Genomic DNA, 24,072 nt, shown 5'->3' with positions numbered 1-24,072 from the left:
GCCGAGCGGGATGCCGACGCCCGGCCGGGGCACCGCACGGGCGCCGCTCCCGCGGCACCGCCGCACGCAACCACCCCTCGCCCCGCCGCCTCACACCACGTCGAAGTTGGCCATCATCGCCATGTCCTCGTGCTCGAGGTTGTGGCAGTGCACCATGTAGCGGCCCCGGTGACCGGCGAACCGGACCAGCACCTCCACCGTCTCGTACGGGCGCACGTCCACCGTGTCCTTCCAGCCCGCGTCGGTCGCGGCGGGCGCCCGGCCGCTGCGCGAGACCACCTTGAAGTGCGCCATGTGCAGGTGCACGGGGTGGTGGAAGTCGCTGCTGAGCGCCCACAGTTCGACCGTGTCCAGCCGGGGCCGCGCCCAGGTCCCGTCGAGCGAGAAGGGGCGGCCGTTGACGGTCCACAGCGCGTGCCCGCCGTCCTCGTTCGTCAGCCGGAAGTCGAACCTGCGGCTCGCCACGGACTGCCGGCGGGCGATCCGCTCGGGCGCGGACAGGACCGCGGGCACCCGGCTGTCGTCCTTCGCGCGGCGCGCCACCCGGAACCGCATCACCCGGCCCATGCCGTCGGTGTCCCCGCCCAGCTCGTTCACCAGGTCGACCGCGCTCCCCGCCGGGAAGCGGGAGAAGTCGACGACGACGTCGAACCGCTCCCCCGGCGCCAGGGTGAGCGTCTCGTGCGTGAGGGGCTTCTCCAGCAGGCCCGCGTCACTGCCGATCTGGGTGAACCGCGCCGCCCGCGCGCCGTCCCGCTCCAGGGCGAGGCGGTAGCGGCGGGCGTTGGAGGCGTTGAGCAGCCGCAGCCGGTAGCGGGTCGCGGTGACCTCCAGCACCGGCCAGGGCGCCCCGTTGACCAGCTGGATGTCACCGAGGACGCCCGAGTGGTAGGCGTCCCGCACGCCCGGCTCGCCCGTGAGGGAGGGGTCGAGGGACGGGTAGCGGAAGGAGCCGTCCTCCTCGAAGGAGCGGTCGGTGAGCATCAGCGGGACGTCCCGCTCCTCGCGCGGCAGCGGCAGCGCCTCCTCCTCGGCGTCGCTCAGCAGGAAGAACCCGGCGAGCCCGCGCCAGACCTGCGGGGCGCTGAAGTCCATCCGGTGGTCGTGGTACCAGAGGGTCGCGGCACGCTGGCGCAGCGGGTACTCGTACGTCCGTTCGCCCTCGTGGAAGGTCCAGCCGTCCGTGCCCCCGTGGTGGGACGCGTGCCCGGAGTGCGAGCCGCGCGGCCCCCAGTCGGCGGCGCTGTCGCCCTCGGGCAGCACCAGGTCGGTGGGGTGGCCGTCGGAGCCGGGCGGGGTGACACCGCCGTGCAGATGCGTCGAGGTGGGCACCGGGAGGGTGTTGCGGACCACCAGGTCGGTGCGGCGGTCGGCGCGGGCGACGAAGGCGGGGCCCGGGAAGGTGCCGTCGTAGCCCCAGATCCTGGTCCGCAGCCCCGGCAGGATCTCGACGTCCGCCTCGCGCTGCTCCACCTCGAGACGGTCGGTGCCGTTCGGGCCCCGGGTGGGGGTGAGCCGCCTCGGCAGGGGCAGCGGCACCCTGAACGGCTCCGGGCGCGGCGCCCGCGTGGTGAGGACCTCGCCGGTGGTCTCCCCGGCCAGGGCGCCGCAACCGGTGACACCGGCGGTGACGGCGGCGCCCGCGGCGGCCAGTTGCAGGGCGCGGCGGCGGCTGAGGCCGGTCATACGGCCTCCCCGCGCGCCGACACGGCCTCCCCGCGCGCGGCCGTCGTACGGCGGGCCGTGCGCAGACCGAAGGACCAGTGGGCCAGGACCGCCTCCGCGGCGCAGATCGCCATGCCGAGCGGCATGTGGCCGGAGAGGATCCGGCTGTCGCCGAGGCCCATCTGGACCACGACCATGACGACCACCAGCGCGTTCGCGCCGAGCGGCCAGCGCAGGCGGGCCCCGCCGCGCCACAGGGCGACGGAGTCGCCGAGCTGGATCAGGACCAGGACGGCGAGCAGGGTGGCGAACGTCGAGTGCCAGGCGAGCAGGTCGACGTCACCGGTGGTGAACAGGCCGGCCAGGGCGGCCAGGACGAGGGTGGTGAGGAAACCGAGCGTGGTCGCTGCGCGCATGACGACGACGGCCGTCCGGTGGGCTTCCTTCATCGGCGTGCGGTCCTTCCGTGGTGCGGGCGGTCCGGTCCGCATTAGATGCGGGGTCCGCCGCGCGGGGCCACGGAATCGAACGCTTTTCGTCAGGTCGCGCCGCCGTCCGCGCGCCGGGCGCGCCGGCCGCGCCGCCGCACCTGACACAGTCCCCCGTTCCTCGGCCGGACCGCTCCCCCGGGTCGTTACCGTCGGCCCCGGGGGACCTGACTGACGGGGAGGTCGCGGTGATCGAGTTCGTGGTGCTCGGACGGCTGGAGGCACGGTCCGCGCGCGGGGTGGTGGCGGTGCGCGGGGCGTTCCGGCGGGCCCTGTTCCAGGCCCTGGCCGTGAGCGAGGGGCGCGTCGTGCCGACCCAGGCGCTGGTGCGGGAGGTGTGGGGGCGGGACCGGCCGGACGGGGTGGGCAACGCGCTCCAGGCGCACGTCAGCCGGCTGCGCCGGCAGCTCGACGCGCTGGAGCCGCACCGGGAGCACAGCCGGCTGGTCGGGGATCCGCACGGGTACCAGCTGCTGCTGGACGACGCCACGCTGGACGCCGACACCTTCGTCCGCGCGGTGCACGAGGCACGGGCGGCGGCCGGCCGGGATCCGCGGCGGGTACGGGACCTGCTGCGCGGCGCGCTGCGGCTGTGGCGGGGGCCGGCCGTGGGCGGGGAGGCCGGCGGAGTGCTGTGCCGGTCGGCCGCCGCGCGCTACGACGAGTACCGCATCCAGGCCCTGGAGCTGCTGATCGACAGCGAGCTGGCGCTCGGCCACCACGCCCATGTCCTCGGGGAGTTGCGCGAGGTGTGCGCCGAGAACCCGCTGCGGGAGCGGTTCTTCGAGCAGCTGATGCTCGCCCTGTACCAGTCGGGCCGGCAGGCCGAGGCGCTGGAGACCTACCGTCAGCTGTCCTCGCGGCTCACCGGGGAGCTGGGCATCTCGCCCTCACCTGTGCTGCGGCGGACCGAGCGGGCCATCCTGGAGCACGACCCGGTGCTCGCCCCGCCGGTGGCGGCCTCCTGAGGTCAGCTCGCCCCGAGCCGCGTCCGCGTCGCCGCGTAGGACGGGAGCAGGCCCTCGGCGCGGGCCTGGGCGAGGGTCGGGGCCGTCGCGTCGCGCGGGGACTGGACGGCGTCGGCGACCGGCCAGTCGATGCCGAGCCCGGGGTCGAGGGCCTGCACGACGTGCTCGCGGCGCGGGGCGTAGGTCTCGTCGAAGAGGTAGAGCATGGCGGCCTCCTCGGTGAGCGCGCAGAAGCCGTGGCCGAGGCCCTCCTCGATCAGCAGGGCCCTGCGGCCGGTGTCGTCCAGCCGGACGGCCTGCCAGGCGCCGAAGCCCGGCGAGCCGGTGCGCAGGTCGACGACGACGTCGAGGACCGCTCCGCGGACACAGGTCACGTACTTGGCCTGGCCGGGCGGCACGTCCGCGAAGTGGATGCCCCGCACGACCCCGCGGGTGGAGAGCGAGACGCTGCCCTGGAGCGTGTCGAAGCGGCGGCCCGTCACCTCGGCGAGCCGGTCGGGCCGGAAGAACTCCCAGAGCGCGCCCCGCGCGTCCTCGTGCACCTCGGGGACGATCTCCCAGGCGCCCTCCACGGCGAGCGGCCTGATGTCCATGGCCCTTCCCCCTTCACATCGGCAGCTGTACGGAACTGTGGTCGCCCAGCACCAGCCGGGTGCTGTTGGGCACGCGCGGCGCGGCCGTCACCACGGCACGGCGGCCGATCAGGGACGCCTGGAGCCGGGAGACGCCCTCGATGGAGGCGTCCGGCAGCACGATGGAGAACTCGATCTCGCTGCGGACCACCCGGCAGCCGTCGGAGACCGAGGTGAAGGGGCCGATGTAGGCGTCGGTCAGCTCGCAGCCGGCACCGATCACGGCGGGGCCGATGATCCGCGAGTTGCGCACCACGGCCCCGGGGGCGACGACCACCCGGCCGACGATCTCGCTGGCCTCGTCGACGTCCCCCTCGACGAGCGGCTCGACCCGTTCCAGGACCTCCCGGTTGACCTCCAGCATGTCCTGGACGTTCCCGGTGTCCTTCCAGTAGCCGGTGATCTCGGACGAACGCACCCGGCGGCCGCCGTCGATGAGCCGCTGGATGGCGTCGGTGATCTCCAGCTCGCCGCGCGCCGACGGGGTCAGGGTGCGGATCACCTCGTGGATGCCGGCGGTGAAGAGGTAGACGCCGACGAGGGCCAGGTCGCTCTTGGGGAACTCGGGCTTCTCGACGAGGCCGACGACCTCGCCGCGCTCGTCGAGTTCGGCCACGCCGAAGGCGGTCGGATCGGCGACCTTGCTGAGCAGGATCCGGGCGTCCACGGATTCGCGGCGGAATTCCTCCACGAACGGCACGATGCCGTCGACGATGAAGTTGTCGCCGAGATACATGGCGAAGTCGTCGTCGCCGAGGAATTCCCGCGCGATGAGGACGCCGTGGGCCAGCCCGAGCGGTTTGTCCTGCCGGATGTAGGTGATCTCCACGCCGAAGCGCGAACCGTCGCCGACGGCGTCCCGGATCTCGGCCGCGGTGTCGCCGACGATCATGCCGACCTCGGTGATCCCGGCCTCGGCCAGCGACTGGAGGACGTAGAAGAGGACCGGCCGGTTGGCGACCGGGACCAGCTGCTTGGCGGACGTGTGGGTGATGGGGCGCAGTCGGGTGCCCGACCCGCCGGCCAGTACCAGTCCTTTCACGGCAACTCCTGAACAGTCGGTGCTCTCGTGGACCTTCGACGGTCGGCTCCCATGCTGGGCCCCGCCGCTGACACCCCCCTGGGCCGCCGAGCACGCCCCGCTGACCTTCCGCTGACACCTCGCTGACGGACCTGATTTATTACCTGGCAGGTAATGGACCGGGGTGCCGGAAAACCGGGAAATTGAGGGCCGGAAGGGAGCCGAAAACCATGAGAATCCTCTTTGCCACCACCCCCGGAATCGGCCATTCGTTTCCCACGGTCCCGCTCGCCTGGGCGCTGCGCCTGGCCGGTCACGAGGTGCTGTTCGCCAGTGGCGGCGACGGTCTCGCGGTCCGCAACGCCGGACTGCACGTCGAGGACGTCTGCCCGGGCGAGACGGTCGTCAGCATGGTCCAGAAGACCTTCGCCGAACGCCCCGACCTGGCGGGGCAGTACGCCGAGGTGGACCACACGTCGTTCGAGTCCACCCAGCGGTTCTACGCGGTGCTGATGAACCGCCAGACCGCGATGATCGACCGGTACGTCGAGGTCGCCGAGGAGTGGAAGCCCGACGCGGTCGTCTTCTCCTCGCTGGGCATCGGCGGTCTGCTCGCCGCCGGCAAGCTCGGCATCCCCGCCTTCGAGCACGGCTACGGCTTCGTCCAGACCGGCCGCTTCACCCGCGACCTGCGCGACTGGAACGCCGAGCTGTTCGAGCGCCACGGCGCCGAGCTGCCCGAGGTGCTGCACACCCTCGACGTGGCGCCGCCGAGCGTCTCCGGCAACGCCGAGGGCGGCTGGCCGCTGCGCTACCTGCCGTACAACGGCGGCGGGATCGTGCCCGAGTGGCTGCACGAGAAGTCCGGCCGGCCGCGTATCGCGGTCACCCTGGGCACCACCGCGCCGGGCTTCGGCGGACTCGGCCCCCTCGACCGGGTGATCGAGCTGGCCGGGGACACGGACGCCGAGTTCGTGCTGGCCCTCGGCGACATCGACACCTCGTCGCTGCCGACGCTGCCGGACAACGCCCGGCTGGCCGGCTGGGTGCCGCTGGGCCTGCTGCTGGAGAACAGCGCGGGCCTGATCCACCACGGCGGTTCGGGCACCACCCTGGCCGCGCTGGAGGCGGGCGTCCCGCAGATCCTCATGCCGGACGAGGGCGAGCGCGCGGAGAGCGCGGCACGGGTCGCGGGCCGCGGCGCGGGCCTGAACGTCCGCCACGACGAGATCTCCAAGACGCACCTGGACGCGCTCCTGGGCGACGAGGAGCTGAAGCGGTCCGCGGCCGAGGTCCGTGCCGAGATCCACGGGCTGCCGCTGCCGGGCGAGGTCGCCGAGCGGCTCGTCGCCACCGTCCGGGGCTGAGCACCCCGCTGCCCCGGCGGCGCCGATTCCGGCGACCGCACCGGTGCATCCGTTCCATCCGTTGCATCCGTTCCATCTATTCCCCTCGATCCCACCGACCGAGCTGAGAGAGCGGTAGACCATGCGCATTCTCGTCACGGGCGGCGCGGGCTTCATCGGATCCGAGTTCGTGCGCGGGCTGCTGGCCCGCCGCACGGACCGGGTGACCGTGCTCGACGCGCTGACGTACTCCGGCAACCTCGCCAACCTGGCGCCGGTCGCGAACCTGCCCGGCTTCCACTTCGTCCGGGCGGACATCCGGGACGCCGACGCCGTCGGCCGGGCCATGGCGGGCCAGGACGCCGTCGTCCACTTCGCCGCCGAGTCCCACGTCGACCGGTCGATCGCGTCCGCCACCCCGTTCGTCACCACGAACGTCCTGGGCACCCAGGTCCTCCTGGACGCGGCGCTCGCCCACGGCGTCGGACGGTTCGTCCATGTCTCCACGGACGAGGTCTACGGCTCGATCGACGCCGGCGCCTGGTCCGAGGACCAGCCGCTCGACCCCAGTTCGCCCTACTCGGCCTCCAAGGCCGGCTCCGACCTGCTGGCCCTGGCCTACCACCGCACGCACGGCCTGGACGTGGTGGTCACCCGCTGCTCCAACAACTACGGCCCGTACCAGTACTCGGAGAAGCTCATCCCGCTGTTCGTGACCCGGCTGCTGCGCGGCGAGCAGGTGCCGCTCTACGGCGACGGCGGCAACGTCCGAGAGTGGCTGCACGTCGCCGACCACTGCCAGGGCGTCGAACTCGCCCTGGACAAGGGCCGGTCCGGGCAGATCTACCACATCGGCGGCGGCACCGAACTGACCAACCGTGAGCTGGTCGGCCGACTGCTCGTGGCCTGCGGGCGGGACTGGGACGCGGTGCGGCAGGTCCCGGACCGCAAGGGCCACGACCGCCGGTACGCCCTCGCCGTCGACCGGATCCGCGACGAACTCGGCTACGCGCCGCGGATCCCCTTCGACGAGGGGCTGGCGGGGACCGTCGCCTGGTACCGGGACAACCCCGGCTGGTGGCGGCCGCCGGCCGGTGCCGCCGGGGAGCACCCGGCCGGCGCGTGACCCGCCCCGTGGGCTGGCTGGTCACCGGTGCGGCGGGCATGCTCGGCCGCGAGGTGCTGGCCGTGCTGCGGCACGACCCCACCGCCCGGGTGACCGCCACCACGCGGGCCGCCCTGGACATCACCCACGCCCACGCGGTGCGGGCCGCGGTCCCCGGCCACGACATCGTCCTCAACGCCGCCGCGTGGACGGCCGTCGACCTGGCCGAGACCCATTGGTCCGAGGCCCTCGCGGTCAACGGCGAGGCGGTGGCCGGCCTGGCCGCCGCCTGCGCCGCCGCGGCCGTCCCGCTCATCCATGTCTCCACCGACTACGTCTTCCGCGGCGACGACCCCTCCCCCTACCCGGAGTACGCGGCGACCGCCCCGCTCAACGCCTACGGCCGCAGCAAGCTCGCCGGGGAACGGGCGGTGCTGGAAGGACTGCCCGCGACCGGATACGTCGTACGCACCAGCTGGCTCTACGGCGAGCACGGCCGCGACTTCGTCAAACGGGTCGCGCGCCGGGTCCGCGCCGGGGAGACCGTCCGGGTCGTCGACGACCAGCACGGGCAGCCGACCTGGGCCGGGGAACTGGCCGTGCGGCTGGTCGAGCTGGGCCGGCGGGCGATCGCCCGGCGGGCCCCGGCCGGGATCTACCACGGCTCCGCCGGCGGGCGCACCACCTGGTTCGGGTTCGCCCGGGCCGCCGTGACCCGGCTGGGGCTCGACCCCGGACTGGTCCACCCCTGCCGTACCGAGGACTTCCCCACCGCGGCCGCCCGGCCCCGGTACGCGGTGCTGGGCCACGACCGCTGGGCGCTGGCCGGCCTGCCGCCGCCCGCGCCCTGGCAGGACATGCTCCGCGAGGCCCTGCCGCTCCCCCCGGGGGCGGCCCGCTGAGGCCGACTCCCCATGCCCACTCCCATGCGAAAGGTACCGACATGAGCCAGGAAACGTTCGATCCGGTGCAGCAGGTCGAGGTATGCCGGGTGTGCGGCGGATCCGACTGGCAGGAGGTCGTCTCCTTCGGTCCGCTGCCGCTGGCCAACAGCTATCTCGAGCCCGGCGGATCCCTCGACGACGAACCCCGCTACCCGCTCGGCGTCATCTCCTGCCGCTCCTGCCGGCTGCTGACGCTCACCCACACCGTGGACCCCGAGGTGCTGTACCGCACGTACTTCTACGTCACCTCCGACTCCGACACCATCGCCACCCACATGCGGGGGCTCGCCGAACTGTGCGTGGAGCGCTTCGGGATACCCGAGGGCGGCTTCGTCGTCGAACTGGGCAGCAACACCGGCCAGCAGCTCGCCGCCTTCCGCGACCTCGGCATGGAGGTGCTCGGCATCGACCCGGCGCGCAGCCTGGCGGCCCAAGCCACCGAGCGCGGCATCGAGACCCTGCCGGACTTCTTCTCCGCGCAGACCGCGGCACGCGTGGTGAAGGAGTACGGCCGGGCCCGGCTGCTGCTGGGGCGCCATGTCTTCGCGCACATCGACGACGTCGCCGACATCGCCCGCGGCGCCCGTGACCTCCTCGAACCCTCCGGTGTGTTCGCGATCGAGGTGCCGTACGCGCTGGACATGCTGGAGCACAACGAGTTCGACACGATCTATCACGAGCACCTCTCGTACTACTCCGTCTCCACCCTGTCGACGCTGTTCGCCCGGCACGGGATGCGGGTCGTGGACGTGGAGCGGGCGGCCGTGCACGGCGGGTCCGTCATCGTCTTCGTCAGCCGCGAGGACGCCCCCTGGGAGCCGCGCCCCGTGGTCGCCGAACTCCAGGAGCTGGAGCGCGCGTCGGGCTTCTTCGAGGACGCCACCTACGACACGTTCGCGGGGCGAGTGGACCACGTACGGCAGACCCTGGCGCCGCTCGTGCGGGAGCTGGTCGCGGACGGCAAGCGGGTCGCCGGGTACGGCGCGCCCGCCAAGGGCAACACCCTGCTCGGGGTGAGCGGGCTGAACGCCGGGGACCTGGAGTTCTGCATCGACACCACCGACCTGAAGCAGGGCCGCCTCCAGCCCGGCTCGCACATCCCGATCACGTCGCCCGAGCACGGGGCGCAGAACCCGCCGGACTACTACCTGCTGCTCGCCTGGAACTACGCCAAGGAGATCCTCGGCAAGGAGCGGGCGTTCCTGGAGAACGGCGGACGGTTCATCGTGCCGGTGCCGTCGCCGCGGATCGTGTCCCGGGTGGAGGACCTGTGAGGTGACGGATCACGCCGGCATCCGGCGCCGCCGGCCCGTGCCGGGGCTAGCCTCCGAAGCGTGATCGCCACCAGCGAACGGCCGACGGACACACCGGACCTGGGATCCGTGCTGCGGGAACTGCGGCGCCGGCGAGGGCTGAGCCAGCTGGACCTCGCCGCCGCCGCGGACGTCTCCGCCCGGCATCTGAGCTTCGTGGAGAACGGGCGCTCCCGGCCCGGCCGCGAGCTGCTGCTGCGGCTCGCCGACCGGCTGGCCGCGGATGCCGCCCAGCGCGACACGCTCCTGGTCGCCGCCGGACACGCGCCGCTGCGGCCCGGGGCGACGGGAGCCGTGGTCGACGGCATCGGCGGCGTCCTCGACACCGGGGCCGCCCCCAGGGACACCGGGGACACCGGATCGCCCGCCGCGTCCGCCGTGGAGGCGGGGCGGCGGGCGCTCCTGTCCGCCGGGTCGCCGGCCGTGGACACCGTGGTCGTCGCCACCGCCGCGCCCGGCCGCCCCGGGCGGCCCGCCGCGCCCGAGGTCGCCGACCGGCTGGGGCTCGGGGACGCGGCCGCGTTCGACCTGGCGACCGTGTGCGGGGGCTTTCTGTACGGGCTCGCCAACGCGGTGGGGCTGGTCGCCTCCGGCGCCTCGGAACGGGTGCTGCTGATCGCCTCCGACGCGGGCGCCCCGGAGCCGTGTCCGCCCTGGACCACGGCGGCACGGCAGTGGCTGGCCGGGGCCGGGGCGGTGGTCCTGCGGGCCGGCTCGGCGGACGAGCCGGGGGCGTTGGGCACGGTGGTGCTCGGTACCGATGCCCGGCGGGCCGCGCCGTCCGCGGAGCGGTTGTACGCGGCGAGCCTGCGGGCGATGGAGGCCGTCGGATGGACGGCGGGCGACATCGACCGGCTCGCGGCGGACCGGGGGGAGCCGGAGGCCGTGGTCGCCCTGGCGGGGCGGCTGAACGTGTCCGCCGAACGGCGGCTGGGCCCGGCGGGAGGGTCGGCGGGGCTCGCGTCGTCGCTGGCCCGGGCCGCGCAGGACGGGACGCTCGCCGCCGGGCACCGGGTGCTGCTCACGGCCTACGAGGGGGACCGTACGTGGGCCGCCGCGGCGCTGCGGTGGCCCCGGTTGCGCGGGTGACCGACGGCGGCTCCGCCCGCGGGGAACAGCGAAGTGCCCCCCGGCCCGCGAGGCCGGGGGGCACTTCCGTGTTCGGGGTCAGGGCAGTTCCACCACCTGCGCCGCGTACAGCAGGCCCGCCCCGAAGCCGACCAGCAGCGCGCGGCTGCCCGCGGGCAGCGAGCCCAGGGAGAGGACCGACTCCATGGCCATGGGGATCGACGCGGCCGAGGTGTTGCCGAGGGTGGCGACCTCGCGGGCGATCACCACGTCCTCGGCGAGACCGAGGTCCTTCGCCAGGCCGTCGATGATGCGGGCGTTGGCCTGGTGGGGGATGAAGGCGGCGAGGTCGCCGGCGGTGACACCGGCCAGTTCCAGGGCGCGCCGGGCCGTGTGGGGGACGGTGTGCACGGCCCAGCGGAAGACCTCGGGGCCCGCCATCCGCATGGTCGGCCAGGGGTGCGGTGCGTCGCGGACCGCCAGCCAGGAGCGGTTGTGGGCGAGCAGGCCGGCCTTCTCGCCGTCCGATCCCCAGGCCACCGGGCCGATGCCGGGACGGTCGGAGCGGCCCACCACCACCGCCCCGGCGCCGTCCCCGAAGAGGAACGCGGTGCCGCGGTCCTCGGGGTCGATGATGTCGCTCATCCGTTCCGAGCCGACGACCAGGACGTGCCGGGCGGAGCCGGAGCGGATCAGGGAGTCGGCCACGCCCAGGGTGTAGGAGAAGCCGGCGCAGGCCGCGCCGGTGTCCAGGGCGGCCGCCGAGCGGGCGCCGACGAGATGGGCGATCCGGGGCGCGGTGGGCGGGGACTGCTGGAGGTCGGACATGGAGGCCAGCAGGACCATGTCGACGGCCTCGGGGGCGACGCCGGCGGCGGCGAGCGCCTTGAGGGAGGCCTCGACCGCCATGGTCACGATGGTCTCGTCGGGGCCCGCGTGCCGCCGGCTGCGGATACCGGTGCGCCGGGTGATCCACTCGTCGCTGGAGTCGATCCGCGCGGCGATCTCGGCGTTGCCCACCACCCGGGTCGGCCGGTAGGAGCCCACCCCCAGGATCCGGGCGCCGGGGCTGGTGTCCGGGGCGCGCAGCGGGCGGGTCATGACGCCCGCCCCACGGCCGGACTGAGGGCGCCCTCCAGGTACCGGGCGCGACAGGCGCGGCGCTGCACCTTCCCGCTGGACGTCTTGGGCAGCGAGCCGCGCCGTACGACGACGACGTCGTCGACGTGCAGTCGCTGGCCCTCGTGCACGGCCTCCCGGATGCGCCGGCTGAGGGTGGGCACATCGGTGCCGCGCAGGACCCGGCCGTCGGCCTCGACGACCACGACGAGACGTTCGTTGGTGCCGTCGTCGACGGAGAACGCGGCGGAGCAGTTGGGGTGCAGTCCGCCGTCGGTGCCCTCCACCTGGACCTCGATGTCCTGCGGGTAGAAGTTGCGGCCCTTGCGGATGATGACGTCCTTCAGCCGTCCGGTGACGAAGAGTTCGCCCCGGTGGAGGAAGCCGAGGTCGCCGGTGCGCAGGTGGGGGCCGTCGTCCGGGCCGCCGTCGGTGCGGGCGTCGAAGACCTCGGCGGTCTCGGCGGGGCGGTGGTGGTAGCCGCCGGCGACGCCGGGGCCGCTGAGCCAGATCTCCCCGACCTCGCGTTCGGCCCGCTCGCGGCGGGTCGCCGGGTCGACGATGCGCAGGCCCGCGTCGAGCACGGTGACGCCCACGCCCACGAGCGGCTGGGCGGCCTCGCCGGGCGCGGCGAGCCGTACGGTGTCCTCGCGCAGCGCGTCCGGGTCGACCCGCAGGACGGTGGGCAGGTCGCCGGGGCGGCTGCCGGTGGCCTTGAGGGTGTTCTCGGCGAGGCCGTACGCCGGGCACATGGCCTGCGGCCGGAAGCCGGCGGGGGCGAAGGCGCGGGCGAAGGCCTCGACGACCGGCCAGCGGACCGGTTCGGCGCCGTTGACGGCGATCCGCCAGGACGACAGGTCGAGTTCGGGGTCCACGCCGGTCCGCTCGGCCTCGCGGACGCACATCTCGTAGGCGAAGCTGGGCGCCGCCGCGTGGGTGCCGCGGTACCGGGACAGGGCCTCCAGCCAGCGCATCGGGCGGCGGACGAAGGCGTCCGGCGCCATCAGGTAGGAGGGGCGGCCCGTCCACACCGGCATGATGATTCCGAAGAGCATGCCCATGTCGTGGAAGTGGGGCAGCCAGGACACGAACACGCCGTCGGGTTCGGTCGGCCAGAGCGCGTCGGTCTCCAGCACGTTGTGCACGAAGTTGGCGTGCGAGACGACCACGCCCTTGGGGTCGCCGGTGGAGCCGGACGTGTACTGGAGGAGCGCGGTGTCCCCGGGCCCGGGCGCGGGGGCGGCCCCGACGGCCGGGCGCGCGGGCAGGTCGTCGGTGGCGACAAGGGTGAGACCGGCCAGATGGGGCGAGTCGCCGAACCGGGCCAGCAGGTCGTCGCGCACCTCCTTGCAGGTCAGGACGGTGGTGGTGCCGGCGTCGTCGGCGATCTTGCGCAGCCGCTCCAGTCCGCGCTCCCGGCTGGGCACCTGGACGGGGGCGGCGGCGACCCGGGCATACATGCAGCCGAAGAGGGTGCGGACGAACTCCAGGCCCGCCGGGTAGACCAGGACGACCGGGCTGCCCTCCAGACCGGCGGCGCGCAGGGCGGCGGCCCGGTCCTCGGCGTCCTCGTCCAGGCGGAGGTAGGTGAGGCTGTCGCCGGGCTCCTCGCCCGCCGTCAGGAAGGCGAAAGCGGGCCGGCCGCCCTGCTCGCGGGCGCGCAGCCGCAGCACGTCGGGCAGGGTGCGGAGGCTGTCAACGGATGTCATCTGAGGTCAACTCCCCGGTGGATGCGGACTCTTCATGGGGTTCACAGCAGCCCGCGCAGCAGTGACTCGAAGACGCGGGGGCCGTGCTCGGTGAGCACCGACTCCGCGTGGAACTGGAGGGAGGCGAAGTGCGGGCCGCGCAGGGCGTGCACCTCGTCGCCCTCGGGATCACGGCAGACCTCCACGGCACCGACGCCTTCGACCTCGGCCTTGTCGTGGGTGCTGCGGGCGGCGAACGTGTTGTAGAAGCCGACGCGTTCGACGGTGCCGAACAGGTCGATCTCGCGTTGCACGCCCTGGTTGGGGGTGGCGCGGCGGCCCAGGTCGAGGCCGAGCCGCAGGCTGAGCACCTGGTGGCTGAGGCAGACGGCGAGGAACGGCAGGCCCTTCTCCAGCAGCCGGGCGACGGCGGAGTGCAGATGCGCGATGCGCGGGTCGCCGGTGTCGCGCGGGTCGCCGGGGCCGGGGCCGAGGACGACGAGGTCCCAGCCGTCGAGGTCGTAGCTCTCGTCGAACCGCCGGACCGTCACCTTCAGCCCGAGCGAGGCGAGCTGTCCGCACATCATCGCGGTGAAGGTGTCCTCGGCGTCCACCATGAGCACCCGCCGCCCGTCCAGTGCCGGTACGGCGGCGAGCGCCCGCCGGGCGGGGTCGGCGAGCCAGAACCCGGAGATCCGCGCGTTGCGGTCCTCCAGTGCGCGGCGCACGCGGGGGTGTCCGTCGAATCCGGGTGCCCGCGCACCGCTCGGCGGCCCGTCGGCGCGGCCGGTGCCCGCCCCGCGCAGCGCGGTCAGCAGGCCCTCGGCCTTCGCCGCCGTCTCGGCGACCTCCGAGCGGGGGTCGGAGTGGCGGACCAGGGTGGCGCCGACACCGATGCGGAGGCGGCCGGCGGGGTCGATGTCGGCGGTGCGGATGAGGATGGCCGAGTCGAGGGCGGGGGCGCCGTGTTCGTCGCGGCCCAGGAGGGCGGCGACGCCGCTGTAGTAGCCGCGGCCCCGGGTCTCGTAGCGGCCGATGACCCGGCAGGCGCTCTCCAGGGGGCTGCCGGTGACGGTGGGGGCGAACAGCGTCTCGCGCAGGATGTCGCGCGGGTCGCGGGTGCTGCGGCCGGTGATGACGTACTCGGTGTGGGCGAGCCGGGCCATCTCCTTGAGCCGGGGGCCGACCACCCGGCCGCCGTCGGCGCAGATCCGGGCCATCATCTTCAGTTCCTCGTCGACGACCATGTACAGCTCGTCGGTCTCCTTGCGGTCGGCGAGGAAGTCGAGGACGCCGTCGAGGGTGGGCCCGCCGGGCGGGTAGCGGTAGGTGCCGCTGATCGGGTTCATCACGGCGGTGCCGTGGTGCAGGCTGACATGCCGTTCCGGGGTCGCCCCGACGAGGGTGCGCTCGCCGGTGTGCACGAGGAACGTCCAGTAGGCGCCCGACTCGGCCCGGGCCAGGCGCCGGAAGAAGCCGAGGGCGACCTCGGGGCCGTAGTCCCCGATGTCGGCGACGAAGGAGCGCCGGATGACGAAGTTGGCGCCCTCGCCCCGGCCGATCTCGTCGGTGACGACCCGGCGGACCAGCTCGGCGTACTCGTCGTCCGGGACGTCGAAGTGGTCGCCGGAGAGCCGGATGGCGGGCTCCGGAAGGCGGTCGAGGGCCGCGTCCAGGGGCAGCGAGGTCTGGCGTTCGGCGCGCAGCGCGAGCAGCGGGGCGCCGTCGTCGGTGCAGGCGAAGCCGCGTTCGGCGAGCTGCCGGTAGGGCACGAGGGCCAGGACGTCGTGGCGGGGGCGGCCGTTCGCCGGGCCGGGCGCGCCGGGCTCCGGCAGCGGCAGCTCGGCGAGCGTGCGCGGGGTGCCGACCGGGCCGGCCAGCACCTCCAGCCGGCCCGGGGCGCGCTCGGGGCGGTGCAGCAGCGCGAAGGCGGGCACGCGCAGGGCGAGGACGTCCTCGAACAGCGCCTCGTCGTCGTAGGCGTCGGGGCCCGGCGCGTCGGGGCTCTGCGGGTCGCGGCTCTGCGGGTCGCGGCTCTGCGGGTCGCGGCTCACACCACCACCCACTCCGGATGGGCCGCCGTCCGGTGCCAGCGGACCGCGTCGGCGGGCACCGCCAGCTCCAGCGCGTCGACGAGGCCGTCGGTGTCGGCGACGACCGCGCAGCGGCCGGCCGCGTACCGCAGGGCCAGCTGGTGGTGCTCACGGCTGAAGTCGGCGACGGCGTCGGCGGCCAGGAAGGTCTCGATGTCGTTGCTGAACGCCTCGACGGCCGTCATCAGCACACCGACATGCGCGTAGACCCCGCACACGATCAGCTGGTCACGGCCCGCCTCCCGCATCCGGCCGAGCAGCCCGGAGTGGTGGAAGGCGCTGTAGCGCCACTTGGTCAGCAGCCAGTCCCCGTCGGCGGGGGCGAGGGCGTCGACGACCCTGCGGTCGTCGTCCGCGGCCCGCATGCCGGGGCCCCAGATGTCCTTGAGCAGTCCGCGCTGCTCCTCGGTCATCGAGCCGGGCTGCGCGGTGTAGGCGACCGGCATGCCGAGGCCGGCGCAGCGCTCCCGCAGCCGGGCGGCGTTGTGCAGCACGGTGTCGCGGGGGCGGGCGGGCAGCGGCCGCAGGAAGTAGTGCTGCATGTCGTGGACGAGCAGGACCGCCCGGCGCGGATCGGGGGACCAGGAGGCCACGGCGGCCGGCAGCTCGTCGCGGCCCGGGGGGTCGTAGGGCTCGATGGGGGGAATTCCGGCGGTGAACTCGGTCACCTGTTCGCTGGACACCATGTCAGACACCGAGTCCGGCACCTCCGTCCACGGTCAGTTCGTGCAGGGTGATGTGGGCCGCGCGTTCGGACAGCAGGAAGTCGACGGCGTCGGCGACGTGTTCGGGGCGGGCGATCCGGCCGAGCGGGATGCCCACGCGGTAGGCGTCGGGGCGGCCCTCGACGGTGCCCCGGGGACCGGAGTCGTCGGTCCACATGGAGCTGAGCATCGGGGTGTCGGTGGAGCCCGGCGCCACGATGTTGCAGCGCACCCCGTAGCGGGCGACCTCCAGGCCGAGGCTCTTGGTGAACATGGTCGCGGCGGCCTTGGAGGCGGCGTACGCGGCCATCTCGGTGCGCGGGGTGCCGGCCGCGTTGGAGGCGACGGTGACGATGGCGCCCCGGCGGCGCTCGATCATGGGGCGGACGGCCGCCCGGGACATCAGGAAGACGCCCGTGGCGTTGACGGCGAGGGTGTCGTGCCAGTCCTCGGTGCGGTAGCCGCTGACCTCGCCGAGCCGCAGCACCCCCGCCGCGTTGACGAGGAACTCCACCGGCCCGAGGGAGCGTTCGACGGCGGCCACCACCTCCTCGGCGGCCGGGGCGCTGGTGACGTCGGCCGGGAACGCGGTCACGGGCAGCCCGTCGGCGGTGAGCTTCTCCACCGCCTCGGTGAGGCGGGCGGCGTCCCGGTCGACGGCGGCGACGGCCAGGCCGCGGGCCGCGAGGGTGCGCGCGACCTCGGCTCCGATACCGCCCGCCGCCCCGGTGACGATCGCGGCGCGGTCATACGTCTGTGGGTCCATGGGGTTCCTTCCTCGGGGACGACGGGCTCCTGGGGGCCGCGGTCTCAGCCCGTCCACGCGGACAGCACCTCGACCGCCTGCTCGGGAGTGAGCCGCGGGTCGCAGAACGTCGTGTACTTGTCGCCGACCCGGCCGATGGCGCTCGCGTCGGCGACGCACTCGGTGACCTCGTCCGGGGTGGTCTCCAGATGGACCCCGCCGACGACGCCCCCGGCGGAGCGCACCGCCTCCTGGAATCCCTCCAGTTCGCGGCGGACGGTCTCCACGAAGCGGGTCTTGAGGCCGTCGGGCGCAGTCACCGTGTTGCCGTGCATGGGGTCGCTCAGCCAGATCACCGGGTGCCGGGCCGCCCGGACGGCGGCCACCAGCGCGGGCAGCCGCCCGACGACCCGCTCGGCCCCCATCCGGGCGATCAGGGTCAGCCGGCCGGGGACGCGGTCGGGGTCGAGGGCCTCGCACAGCCGCAGCAGCTCGTCCTCGGTCATGGTGGGCCCGACCTTGCAGGCGACCGGGTTGCTGACCCGGGCAAGCAGGGCGACATGGGCGCCGTCCACCTGGCGGGTGCGCTCGCCGATCCAGGGCCAGTGGGTGGAGGTGAGGACGAGGTGCCCGGTCTGGTCGCGGCGCAGCAGCGGGAGTTCGTAGTCGAGGACCAGCGCCTCGTGGCTGGTCCAGACGGGGGTGTCGATGCGCAGCCGTTCGGCGGGCAGGTACCAGTCGAGGTTGTTCACCGCGTCGCGGGCCGCCTGGTAGCAGGTGAGCAGCCGGCGCGGGTCGGGGCGGCGGCCGGCCGCGTCCGGCTCGGGCCGGTTGACCAGGTGGCCCCGGTAGACGGGGAGTTCGCGGCCGCCGATGCGTTCGGTGTCCTGGGAGCGGGGCTTGGCGAACTGTCCGGCGATCCGGCCGACCCGCAGCACCGGCCGGCGGCTCGCCATCCGCATGGTGCCGGCCAGCAGATCGAGGACGGCGGCCTTGGCGGCGATGTAGCCGCCGGTGCACTCGGCGGGGTCCTCGGCGCAGTCCCCGGCCTGGACCACGTGGGCCTCGCCCGCGGCGACCTGGGCGAGCTGGCCGCGCAGGAACCGGACGTCGGCGGCGTTGACGACGGCCGGCCGGCCGGCCAGGTCGTCGGTCACGCGGCGCAGCAGCGCGGGATCGTCCCACCGGGGCTGCTGGCGGGCCGGACGCGAGCGGATGAGACGCGGAACGTTGTCCACAGCTTTTCTCCCTACGAAGGCGCGGGTGCCGGTCGGTCAGGGCTGGAGGCGGCGGCCCGGTCCGTCCCAGAACCGCAGCCGGCTGCGCCCCGGGGTATGGGCGAGGCGCGCCTCGGCGGGCCCGCCGAGGACGAGGGTGGTGGGGTCCTGCGGCGCGTGGACGGGCCAGTCGGGGACGCCGGGGGCGGTGGGTGCCCCGCCGCGCACGAACGAGGTCACGAGGTCGGCGAAGGTGTCGGAGATCCGCCGTTCCAGCGGCCCGTCCCCGAACTGGGCCACGTTCAGGGGGTGGGCGTGGGAGCCGAACAGGAACTTGGACGTGGCGTCGTGCGGCGTGCCGTGGTGCGGGGGCCGGACGGGGTGGGCGAACTCCATGACGTACTGGGGGGTGCGGCCCTCGCGGGCGTGCCGGTCGGCCTGGCGGACGATGGGGGCGCGGAAGAGGGCGTCGCCCCAGATCTCGGTCCACAGGGTGCGTGGCTCGGCGGGTGTCCCGTCGGCCGCGGCGGCCTCGCGGTAGGCGCGGACGCAACTCTCGGCGAGGCCGTCGGGCACCTCGGCGGCGCACTTCAGGAGCACGTCGTGGACGGCGTCCCGCAGTCCCGCGTCGTCGGTGGGCGCGGGCGGGGCGGGCGGGAACGACGGGGAGAGGGGGTCGGTGAAGAAGGAGCCCTCGGTGTGGTTGTGGACGCTCATGACCGGGACCGCCGGTACGGGCGGCAGCGCGGCGGGGACGGTCACGCCGTCGAGGACGGGCCCGCGGTACTCGCGCCCCGAGGTGACGGGCCGCAGTGCCGGGGGCGGGGCGAAGAAGTCCCCCCAGGCCCGGTGCAGCCGGTCGGCCGGCACCTCGCGCAGACCGGGGACGGTGGTGCCGCACTCCTTGGCGAGCGTCTCGTAGACGGTGCGGGCGTCGTCGGGGGTGAGGGCGCAGGCGGGCGCCCACACGGGCGGGGCGCTGACCGCGATCAGCCGGGCGACGAGGCCGGCCGTCTCCGGGTGGGTCGCCAGCAGCCGGGCGGTGGCCGCGCCGGCGGAGGTGCCGCACAGGGTGACGGCGTCCGGGTCGCCGCCGAAGGCCGCCGCGTTCTCCCGCACCCAGCGCAGCAGGGCCGTCTGGTCCTGGAGGCCCCAGTTGGCGCAGCGCCCGGTCCCGGGGTCGGCGAGGTCCTCGTGCAGACCCCAGCCGAACACCCCGAGGCGGTAGTTGAAGTTGACGACGACGATGTCACCGCGGGCGGCCGGCTTGGCTCCGTCGAAGGTGGGCACGCTGCCGGCGCCGACCGCCCAGCCGCCGCCGTGGACGTACACCATGACGGGGCGGCGCCCGGCGGGGTCGGGGGTCCACACGTTGGCGTACAGGGCGTCCTCGGCGCTCTCGGGCCGGCCCGACTGGACGAAGGGCGGCGCGAACCGGGTGGCGTCGCGGACCTCCCGCCACGGCCGGGGCGGGCGCGGTGAGGCGAAGCGCAGCGGGCCCACGGGCGGCTCGGCGTAGGGGACCCCGCGGAACACGGCCAGGGTCCGGCCGTGGTGTTCCTCCAGGGTCCCGCGCAGCGCACCGGCGGTGGTGCGCACGACGGGTCCGGCGGGGTTCGGGATTACGCCTGTGGTCATCGTGGGAGCAGCTCCTTGGCAGGGGGGAGAGGCGCTGGCCGATCCTGTGCCGAGGGCGGCGGGGCGACCAACGCACCGCCGTGAATTCCGTCAAGTGACCGCAAAATCCGTCAGGTTCTCGCAGCGACCTGACACATTCACGGATTCGACCTGACGGAATGCGCGGGCGTCCGTTGCCGGGTGGGCCGGACGGTCCCCAGGATCCGGCGCATGGCTATGGAAAAAGGCGCGCTCTCACCGGTGGGGCAGCAGACGGTCCGGCCCGATCCGCAATGGGGCGGGGATCTCCTCGATCTCGACGCCTATCTGCGCCGTACCGGGTACGACGGTCCGCTCGACACCTCGGTGGAGACCCTCTTCGCGCTGCACCGGGCGCACAAGGAGTCCATCGCCTTCGAGAACCTCGACGTGGCGCTGGGCCGGGGGATCTCCCTCGACCTCGGCGACATCGGGCGCAAGCTGGTGGACGGCGGGCGCGGCGGCTACTGCTTCGAGCACAACCTGCTCCTCGCGGCCGTGCTGGAGCGGCTCGGTTTCCCGGTGACCCGGCTGCTGGCGCGGGTGCGCAACGGGCGCCGGCTGACCCGCTACCGCGCCCACACCGTCCTGGTGGTCTCGGCCGGCCTCGAACTGTGGGCGGTCGACGCCGGCTTCGGCGCGGAGGGGCTGATCGAGCCCGTGCGGCTGGGCGCGGGCGAGGTGACGAAGGTGGGCGCCTGGAGCTGGCGGGTGATCCGCGAGCAGGACCAGTGGGTGCTCCAGACCCTGCACGAGGACGGCTGGTTCGACCTGTACACGTTCCGTGTGGAGCGTCATTTCGCCGTCGACTTCGAGGTGTCCAACTACTACACCGCGCACCACGAGCGGTCCACGTTCACCGGCAAGGTGATCGCGATGCGCGGCACCGAGGACGTCCAGCAGACGCTGGTCGACCGGGAGCTGACGACCCGGCACGGCGACGGCCGCACCGAGCGGACCGTGCTCTCCGGCGACGCGGTGGTGGGCCTGCTCCAGGACACGTTCGCCATCCGCCTGACCGACCGGGACGCCCGGCTGCTGCGACAGCGCCTGGCGGCCCTCGCTCCGGCCCCCCAGGACCCGATCCCCACTCCCCAGGAGGCATGATGCTGCTCCATCTCCCGGCCAGCAGGCGCCCGTTGCGGCTCGGCCTGATCCCCGAGGAGGCCGCCGCCCGGCATCCGCACGTCCCCTTCACCCTGGACCACGACATGGACGCGGCGCCGGAGGCGGGACGGACGCTGACCGTCGCCGCGCTCGCCGACCTGGTGGACGACATGGCCGCCCGGCTGTGGGCGGCCGGGGTGCGGGCGGGCGAGCACCTCGCGCTGTACAAGGCGCACAACTTCGACATCTGGGTGCTGGCCTGCGCGGCGTCCCGGCTGGGCGCGGTGCCGGTGCTGCTGTCGCCGGCCCTGGACGGGCCCACCGTGGGCGCGCTGCTGGACCGGCTGGACCGGCCGCACCTGCTGACCGACGGGGGCAAGCTGGCGGACGAGCTGGCCGGGCTGGACCTGGCGAAGGCGGCGGCCACGGTCGTCGTACCGGCCGGGGAGCTGCCGGGCACGGTGTCCCTGGAGTCGCTGGCGGGTTCGCCGCGCCGCCAACCGGTGCTGCTGGACGGCGACCATCCGGCGCTGATGACCCACACCTCGGGCACCACGGGCATCCCCAAGCTGGTGGTCCACACGGCGCTGTCGCTGCGCGGCCGGTACCGCCCGCAGGAGTACCTGGTGAGTCTGCTCCGCCGCAAGGAGACGTACGCGATCCATGTGTCGTTCGTGCACTCGCGGATGTACATGGCGCTGGCGGTGATGCTGGAGCACGGGATGCCGGTGGTGGTGATCGACCACGGCGCGCCCGAGGAGGTCGCCCCGCTGCTGGCCCGCACCCGGCCGGGCATCGTGGAGACCCACCCCAACTCCTATGTGGAGTGGGCGGACCTGGCGGACCATCCGCTGCGGCCGCTCGCCAACGTCCGCGTCTTCAGCGGGACGTTCGACGCGATCCACCCGCCCACGATCCACAAGCTGCTGTCGGCGTCGCGGCGTTCGCGTCCGCTGTTCTTCCAGTTCTACGGGCAGAGCGAGTGCGGTCCGCTGGTGGCCCGCTGGTACACCCGCAAGAACGCGTACCGGGCGAACGGCCGCTGCCTGGGCTATCCGCTGCCGGGCATGACCCATGTCCGGGTGGTGCCGCGCGACGGACAGCGGCCGTCGAAGAAGACGCCCGGGTTCATCGAGGTGCTCAGCGACGGCCGGGCGGTGGACTACTACGCGGAGGGCGAGCGCTACCGCAAGGAGCTGAACGGCCGCTGGTGGCGCACCGGTGACGTCGGCTACCGCGACCGCTGGGGCCGGGTGCACGTGCTGGACCGCGCGGTGGACGTCATCCCGAACGTGGACAGCACCCTTGAGGTGGAGGACGCCGTGCTGGGCCGGCTGGAGGAGCTGCTGGAGCTGGTCCTGGTGCCGGGCCCGGCCCAGGAGCCGCTGCCGGTGGTGTGCACCAAGGGCGACGTGCCGCTGGACCCGGTCCGCTGGCGGCGCGCGGTGGTGGACTTCCCGCAGCTGGCCGACCCGGTGCAGATGCCGCTGTCGGAGCTGCCGCGCACGGCGACGATGAAGGTGCAGCGCATCGAACTGGCCCGCCGGCTCAGGGAACGCCTGGAGCAGGCCGGATGAGCGAGCGGGCCGACGTACTGGTCGTGGGCGCGGGTCCGACGGGGCTGTTCACGGCGTGCGAGCTGCTGCGGCGGGGGGTGGGCGTCCGGCTGATCGACCGGGCCGAGGGGCCGTCCACCACGCCGAAGGCGCTGGCCCTGTGGCCGCGCGCCCTGGACCTCCTCGACGATCTGGGGGTGGGGGGCGCGCTGCGTGCGGCGGCGCTCCCCGTCACCGGGCTCGACTACTTCTCCGGCGGGACGCCGCTGGCGTCGTTCACCATCCCCGAGGAGCTGCGGCCGGTGCATCTGCCGCAGTACGAGACGGAACGGCTGCTGACCGCGCGGCTGCACGAGCTGGGCGGGAAGATCGAGCGCGGGGCGCGGCTGCTGGCCTTCGACGACGTGGACTACGGCGGCCGGATCGACGCGACCGACGGGGTGACCGCGGTGGTGGAGCACGGGGACGCCGGGGTACGGCGGGTGCGGGCCTCGTTCGTGGTCGGCGCGGACGGCGCGGCGAGCGCGGTGCGCGGGGCGCTGGGCATCGGCTTCCAGGGCACCACGTATCCGCTGTCGTTCGCGCTGATCGACGCCCGGGTGGAGGGCGAGCTGCCGGCCGGGCGGCTGCTGTACTACCAGGCCGCGTCCGGCACCCTGATGATCGCGCCGCTGCCCGGCGGGGTGTTCCGGATCCTGGCCGTGCTGCCGGAGGGCGGGGAGCGGGTCACCGTGGAGTCGATGCAGCGGCTCCTCGACGAGCGCGGGCCGGGCGGGGTCGTCATCACCGAGCCGGTCTGGCAGACGGTGTACCGGGTGCACGCCCGCACCGCGACCGAGTACCAGCGGGGGCGGGTGTTCCTGGCCGGGGACAGCGCGCACGTGCACAGCCCGGCCGGCGGTCAGGGCATGAACAACGGTCTCCAGGACGGGTTCCAGCTGGCCTGGAAGCTGGCCGCCGTGCTCGGCGGGGACTCCCCCGCGTCGCTGCTGGCCGACTACACGGCGGAGCGGTCCGAGGCCACGGACCGGATCGTCGCCGACACCGACCGGCAGACCCGGGCCTGGATGGCGCGCACCCGGACCCGGATCGCGGTCCGGGACACCCTGTTCCGGGCGGCTGACCGCTCCGGGCTGGTCCCGGACCGGGTCTTCCCCGTGATGGCGGGCCGCCGGGTCCGCTACACGCCGGTGCGGCCCACCCAGGAGCCCTCCGGCCGCCCGCGCTGCCGGCTCCTCTCCCGGGTCCCGGGCCGGCTGCGCACCGGCATGGTGTTCCCGCGCGAACTCGCGGTCCGCTACGGCATGACGGGCCCCGGGCCGGCCGGCTGGACGCTGGCCGTCGTCCCGTCGAGCCCGTACGACGGCCTTCCGGAGCTGGCGGCGCGGGCGCTGGATCCCTGGCCGGGGGTGCGTTTGGTGGTGCTGCACCCGTTCGACGCCGTGCCGCTCACCGGGTGCGCCGAGGCGGGCTACCACCTGGTGCGGCCGGACGGGCACATCGCCGCGCACGGGCACGCACAGGATCTCGGCCGGCTGCGGGCCGAGCTGACCGGGGTGCTGCGCCCACGCGGCTGAACCCGGACACGCGACGGCCCCCTCGCACTGCGAGGGGGCCGTTGCGCATGGGGGGTGGCG

20 protein-coding genes are annotated in these 24,072 nt (G+C 74.4%); 9 read left to right on the top strand and 11 right to left on the bottom strand.

Translation table 11 applies throughout. The features are described from left to right. Positions 1-90: 90 nt before the first annotated feature. Entirely contained in the window at positions 91-1,686 is a 1,596-nt protein-coding gene (locus IE275_RS05265; protein ID WP_189708038.1) for a multicopper oxidase family protein, read from the bottom strand. Continuing rightward, positions 1,683-2,114, bottom strand: coding sequence for a hypothetical protein (locus tag IE275_RS05260; protein ID WP_189708036.1), 432 nt, complete (start codon positions 2,112-2,114; stop codon positions 1,683-1,685). Before IE275_RS05260 ends, IE275_RS05265 begins: the two co-directional genes overlap by 4 nt. A 227-nt stretch (positions 2,115-2,341) precedes the next feature. On the opposite strand from IE275_RS05260, the gene IE275_RS05255 reads away from it, so the two are divergent. Further along, entirely contained in the window at positions 2,342-3,121 is a 780-nt protein-coding gene (locus IE275_RS05255; RefSeq protein ID WP_189708034.1) for an AfsR/SARP family transcriptional regulator, read from the top strand. A 2-nt stretch (positions 3,122-3,123) separates the two neighbouring features. On the opposite strand, the gene IE275_RS05250 is transcribed toward IE275_RS05255, so the two are convergent. Further along, positions 3,124-3,708, bottom strand: a complete 585-nt coding sequence (locus IE275_RS05250) for a dTDP-4-dehydrorhamnose 3,5-epimerase family protein (RefSeq protein ID WP_229870139.1) — start codon at positions 3,706-3,708, stop codon at positions 3,124-3,126. 19 nt (positions 3,709-3,727) lie between these two features. Then, a complete protein-coding gene (locus IE275_RS05245) occupies positions 3,728-4,795 on the bottom strand; it encodes a glucose-1-phosphate thymidylyltransferase (RefSeq protein WP_189708030.1) in 1,068 nt (355 codons plus the stop codon). A gap of 209 nt (positions 4,796-5,004) precedes the next feature. Between IE275_RS05245 and IE275_RS05240 the strand changes: the two genes are divergently transcribed. From IE275_RS05240 to IE275_RS46775, 5 genes are all read left to right on the top strand, one after another. Next, the gene (locus IE275_RS05240) at positions 5,005-6,141 is read left to right on the top strand and encodes a nucleotide disphospho-sugar-binding domain-containing protein (RefSeq protein ID WP_189708028.1); all 1,137 of its coding nucleotides are present in this window, start codon (positions 5,005-5,007) and stop codon (positions 6,139-6,141) included. Between the two features lie 121 nt (positions 6,142-6,262). Then, entirely contained in the window at positions 6,263-7,246 is a 984-nt protein-coding gene (gene rfbB / locus IE275_RS05235) for a dTDP-glucose 4,6-dehydratase (protein WP_189708026.1), read from the top strand. Then, the gene (rfbD, locus tag IE275_RS05230; RefSeq protein ID WP_229870111.1) at positions 7,243-8,127 is read left to right on the top strand and encodes a dTDP-4-dehydrorhamnose reductase; all 885 of its coding nucleotides are present in this window, start codon (positions 7,243-7,245) and stop codon (positions 8,125-8,127) included. Before rfbB ends, rfbD begins: the two co-directional genes overlap by 4 nt. Positions 8,128-8,168: 41 nt before the next feature. Further along, entirely contained in the window at positions 8,169-9,443 is a 1,275-nt protein-coding gene (locus IE275_RS05225; RefSeq protein ID WP_189708024.1) for a class I SAM-dependent methyltransferase, read from the top strand. A 60-nt stretch (positions 9,444-9,503) separates the two neighbouring features. After that, a complete protein-coding gene (locus IE275_RS46775) occupies positions 9,504-10,571 on the top strand; it encodes a helix-turn-helix domain-containing protein (protein WP_189708022.1) in 1,068 nt (355 codons plus the stop codon). Between the two features lie 78 nt (positions 10,572-10,649). Here IE275_RS46775 and IE275_RS05215 read toward each other — a convergent pair whose 3' ends face one another. The 7 genes from IE275_RS05215 to IE275_RS05185 all read right to left on the bottom strand — a co-directional run bounded on the left by IE275_RS05215 (position 10,650) and on the right by IE275_RS05185 (position 19,754). After that, the gene (locus tag IE275_RS05215) at positions 10,650-11,651 is read right to left on the bottom strand and encodes a beta-ketoacyl-ACP synthase III (RefSeq protein WP_189708020.1); all 1,002 of its coding nucleotides are present in this window, start codon (positions 11,649-11,651) and stop codon (positions 10,650-10,652) included. Beyond that, entirely contained in the window at positions 11,648-13,378 is a 1,731-nt protein-coding gene (locus tag IE275_RS05210; RefSeq protein ID WP_189708018.1) for a fatty acyl-AMP ligase, read from the bottom strand. The genes IE275_RS05215 and IE275_RS05210 overlap by 4 nt, the downstream gene beginning before the upstream one ends. Positions 13,379-13,419: 41 nt before the next feature. After that, positions 13,420-15,321 carry an anthranilate synthase family protein gene (locus IE275_RS05205; protein ID WP_189708717.1) on the bottom strand — a complete coding sequence of 634 codons (1,902 nt, stop codon included), beginning with the start codon at positions 15,319-15,321 and terminating at the stop codon, positions 13,420-13,422. An 86-nt stretch (positions 15,322-15,407) separates the two neighbouring features. Beyond that, positions 15,408-16,136 (bottom strand): isochorismatase family protein, encoded by a 729-nt coding sequence (locus IE275_RS05200; RefSeq protein ID WP_189708715.1) that lies wholly within the window; start codon positions 16,134-16,136, stop codon positions 15,408-15,410. A gap of 1 nt (position 16,137) precedes the next feature. Further along, the gene (locus tag IE275_RS05195) at positions 16,138-16,920 is read right to left on the bottom strand and encodes a 2,3-dihydro-2,3-dihydroxybenzoate dehydrogenase (protein WP_189708016.1); all 783 of its coding nucleotides are present in this window, start codon (positions 16,918-16,920) and stop codon (positions 16,138-16,140) included. Positions 16,921-16,964: 44 nt separating this feature from the next. Further along, positions 16,965-18,137, bottom strand: coding sequence for a 3-deoxy-7-phosphoheptulonate synthase (locus IE275_RS05190; protein WP_189708014.1), 1,173 nt, complete (start codon positions 18,135-18,137; stop codon positions 16,965-16,967). 36 nt (positions 18,138-18,173) lie between these two features. Next, complete coding sequence (locus IE275_RS05185) at positions 18,174-19,754, bottom strand: carboxylesterase/lipase family protein (RefSeq protein ID WP_189708012.1); 1,581 nt, start codon at positions 19,752-19,754, stop codon at positions 18,174-18,176. Positions 19,755-19,964: 210 nt separating this feature from the next. On the opposite strand from IE275_RS05185, the gene IE275_RS05180 reads away from it, so the two are divergent. Genes IE275_RS05180 through IE275_RS05170 form a run of 3 tightly spaced genes read left to right on the top strand, consistent with a single transcriptional unit; the run spans position 19,965 to position 24,012 of the window. Continuing rightward, entirely contained in the window at positions 19,965-20,879 is a 915-nt protein-coding gene (locus IE275_RS05180) for an arylamine N-acetyltransferase family protein (protein WP_229870110.1), read from the top strand. Beyond that, positions 20,879-22,456, top strand: coding sequence for a class I adenylate-forming enzyme family protein (locus tag IE275_RS05175; protein WP_189708010.1), 1,578 nt, complete (start codon positions 20,879-20,881; stop codon positions 22,454-22,456). Before IE275_RS05180 ends, IE275_RS05175 begins: the two co-directional genes overlap by 1 nt. Next, positions 22,453-24,012 (top strand): FAD-dependent monooxygenase, encoded by a 1,560-nt coding sequence (locus IE275_RS05170; RefSeq protein ID WP_189708008.1) that lies wholly within the window; start codon positions 22,453-22,455, stop codon positions 24,010-24,012. The genes IE275_RS05175 and IE275_RS05170 overlap by 4 nt, the downstream gene beginning before the upstream one ends. Positions 24,013-24,072: the final 60 nt, after the last annotated feature.

Source organism: Streptomyces phaeofaciens (assembly GCF_014648915.1).
Classification (GTDB): domain Bacteria; phylum Actinomycetota; class Actinomycetes; order Streptomycetales; family Streptomycetaceae; genus Streptomyces; species Streptomyces phaeofaciens.
This window is presented reverse-complemented; position numbering and strand designations above follow the sequence as displayed.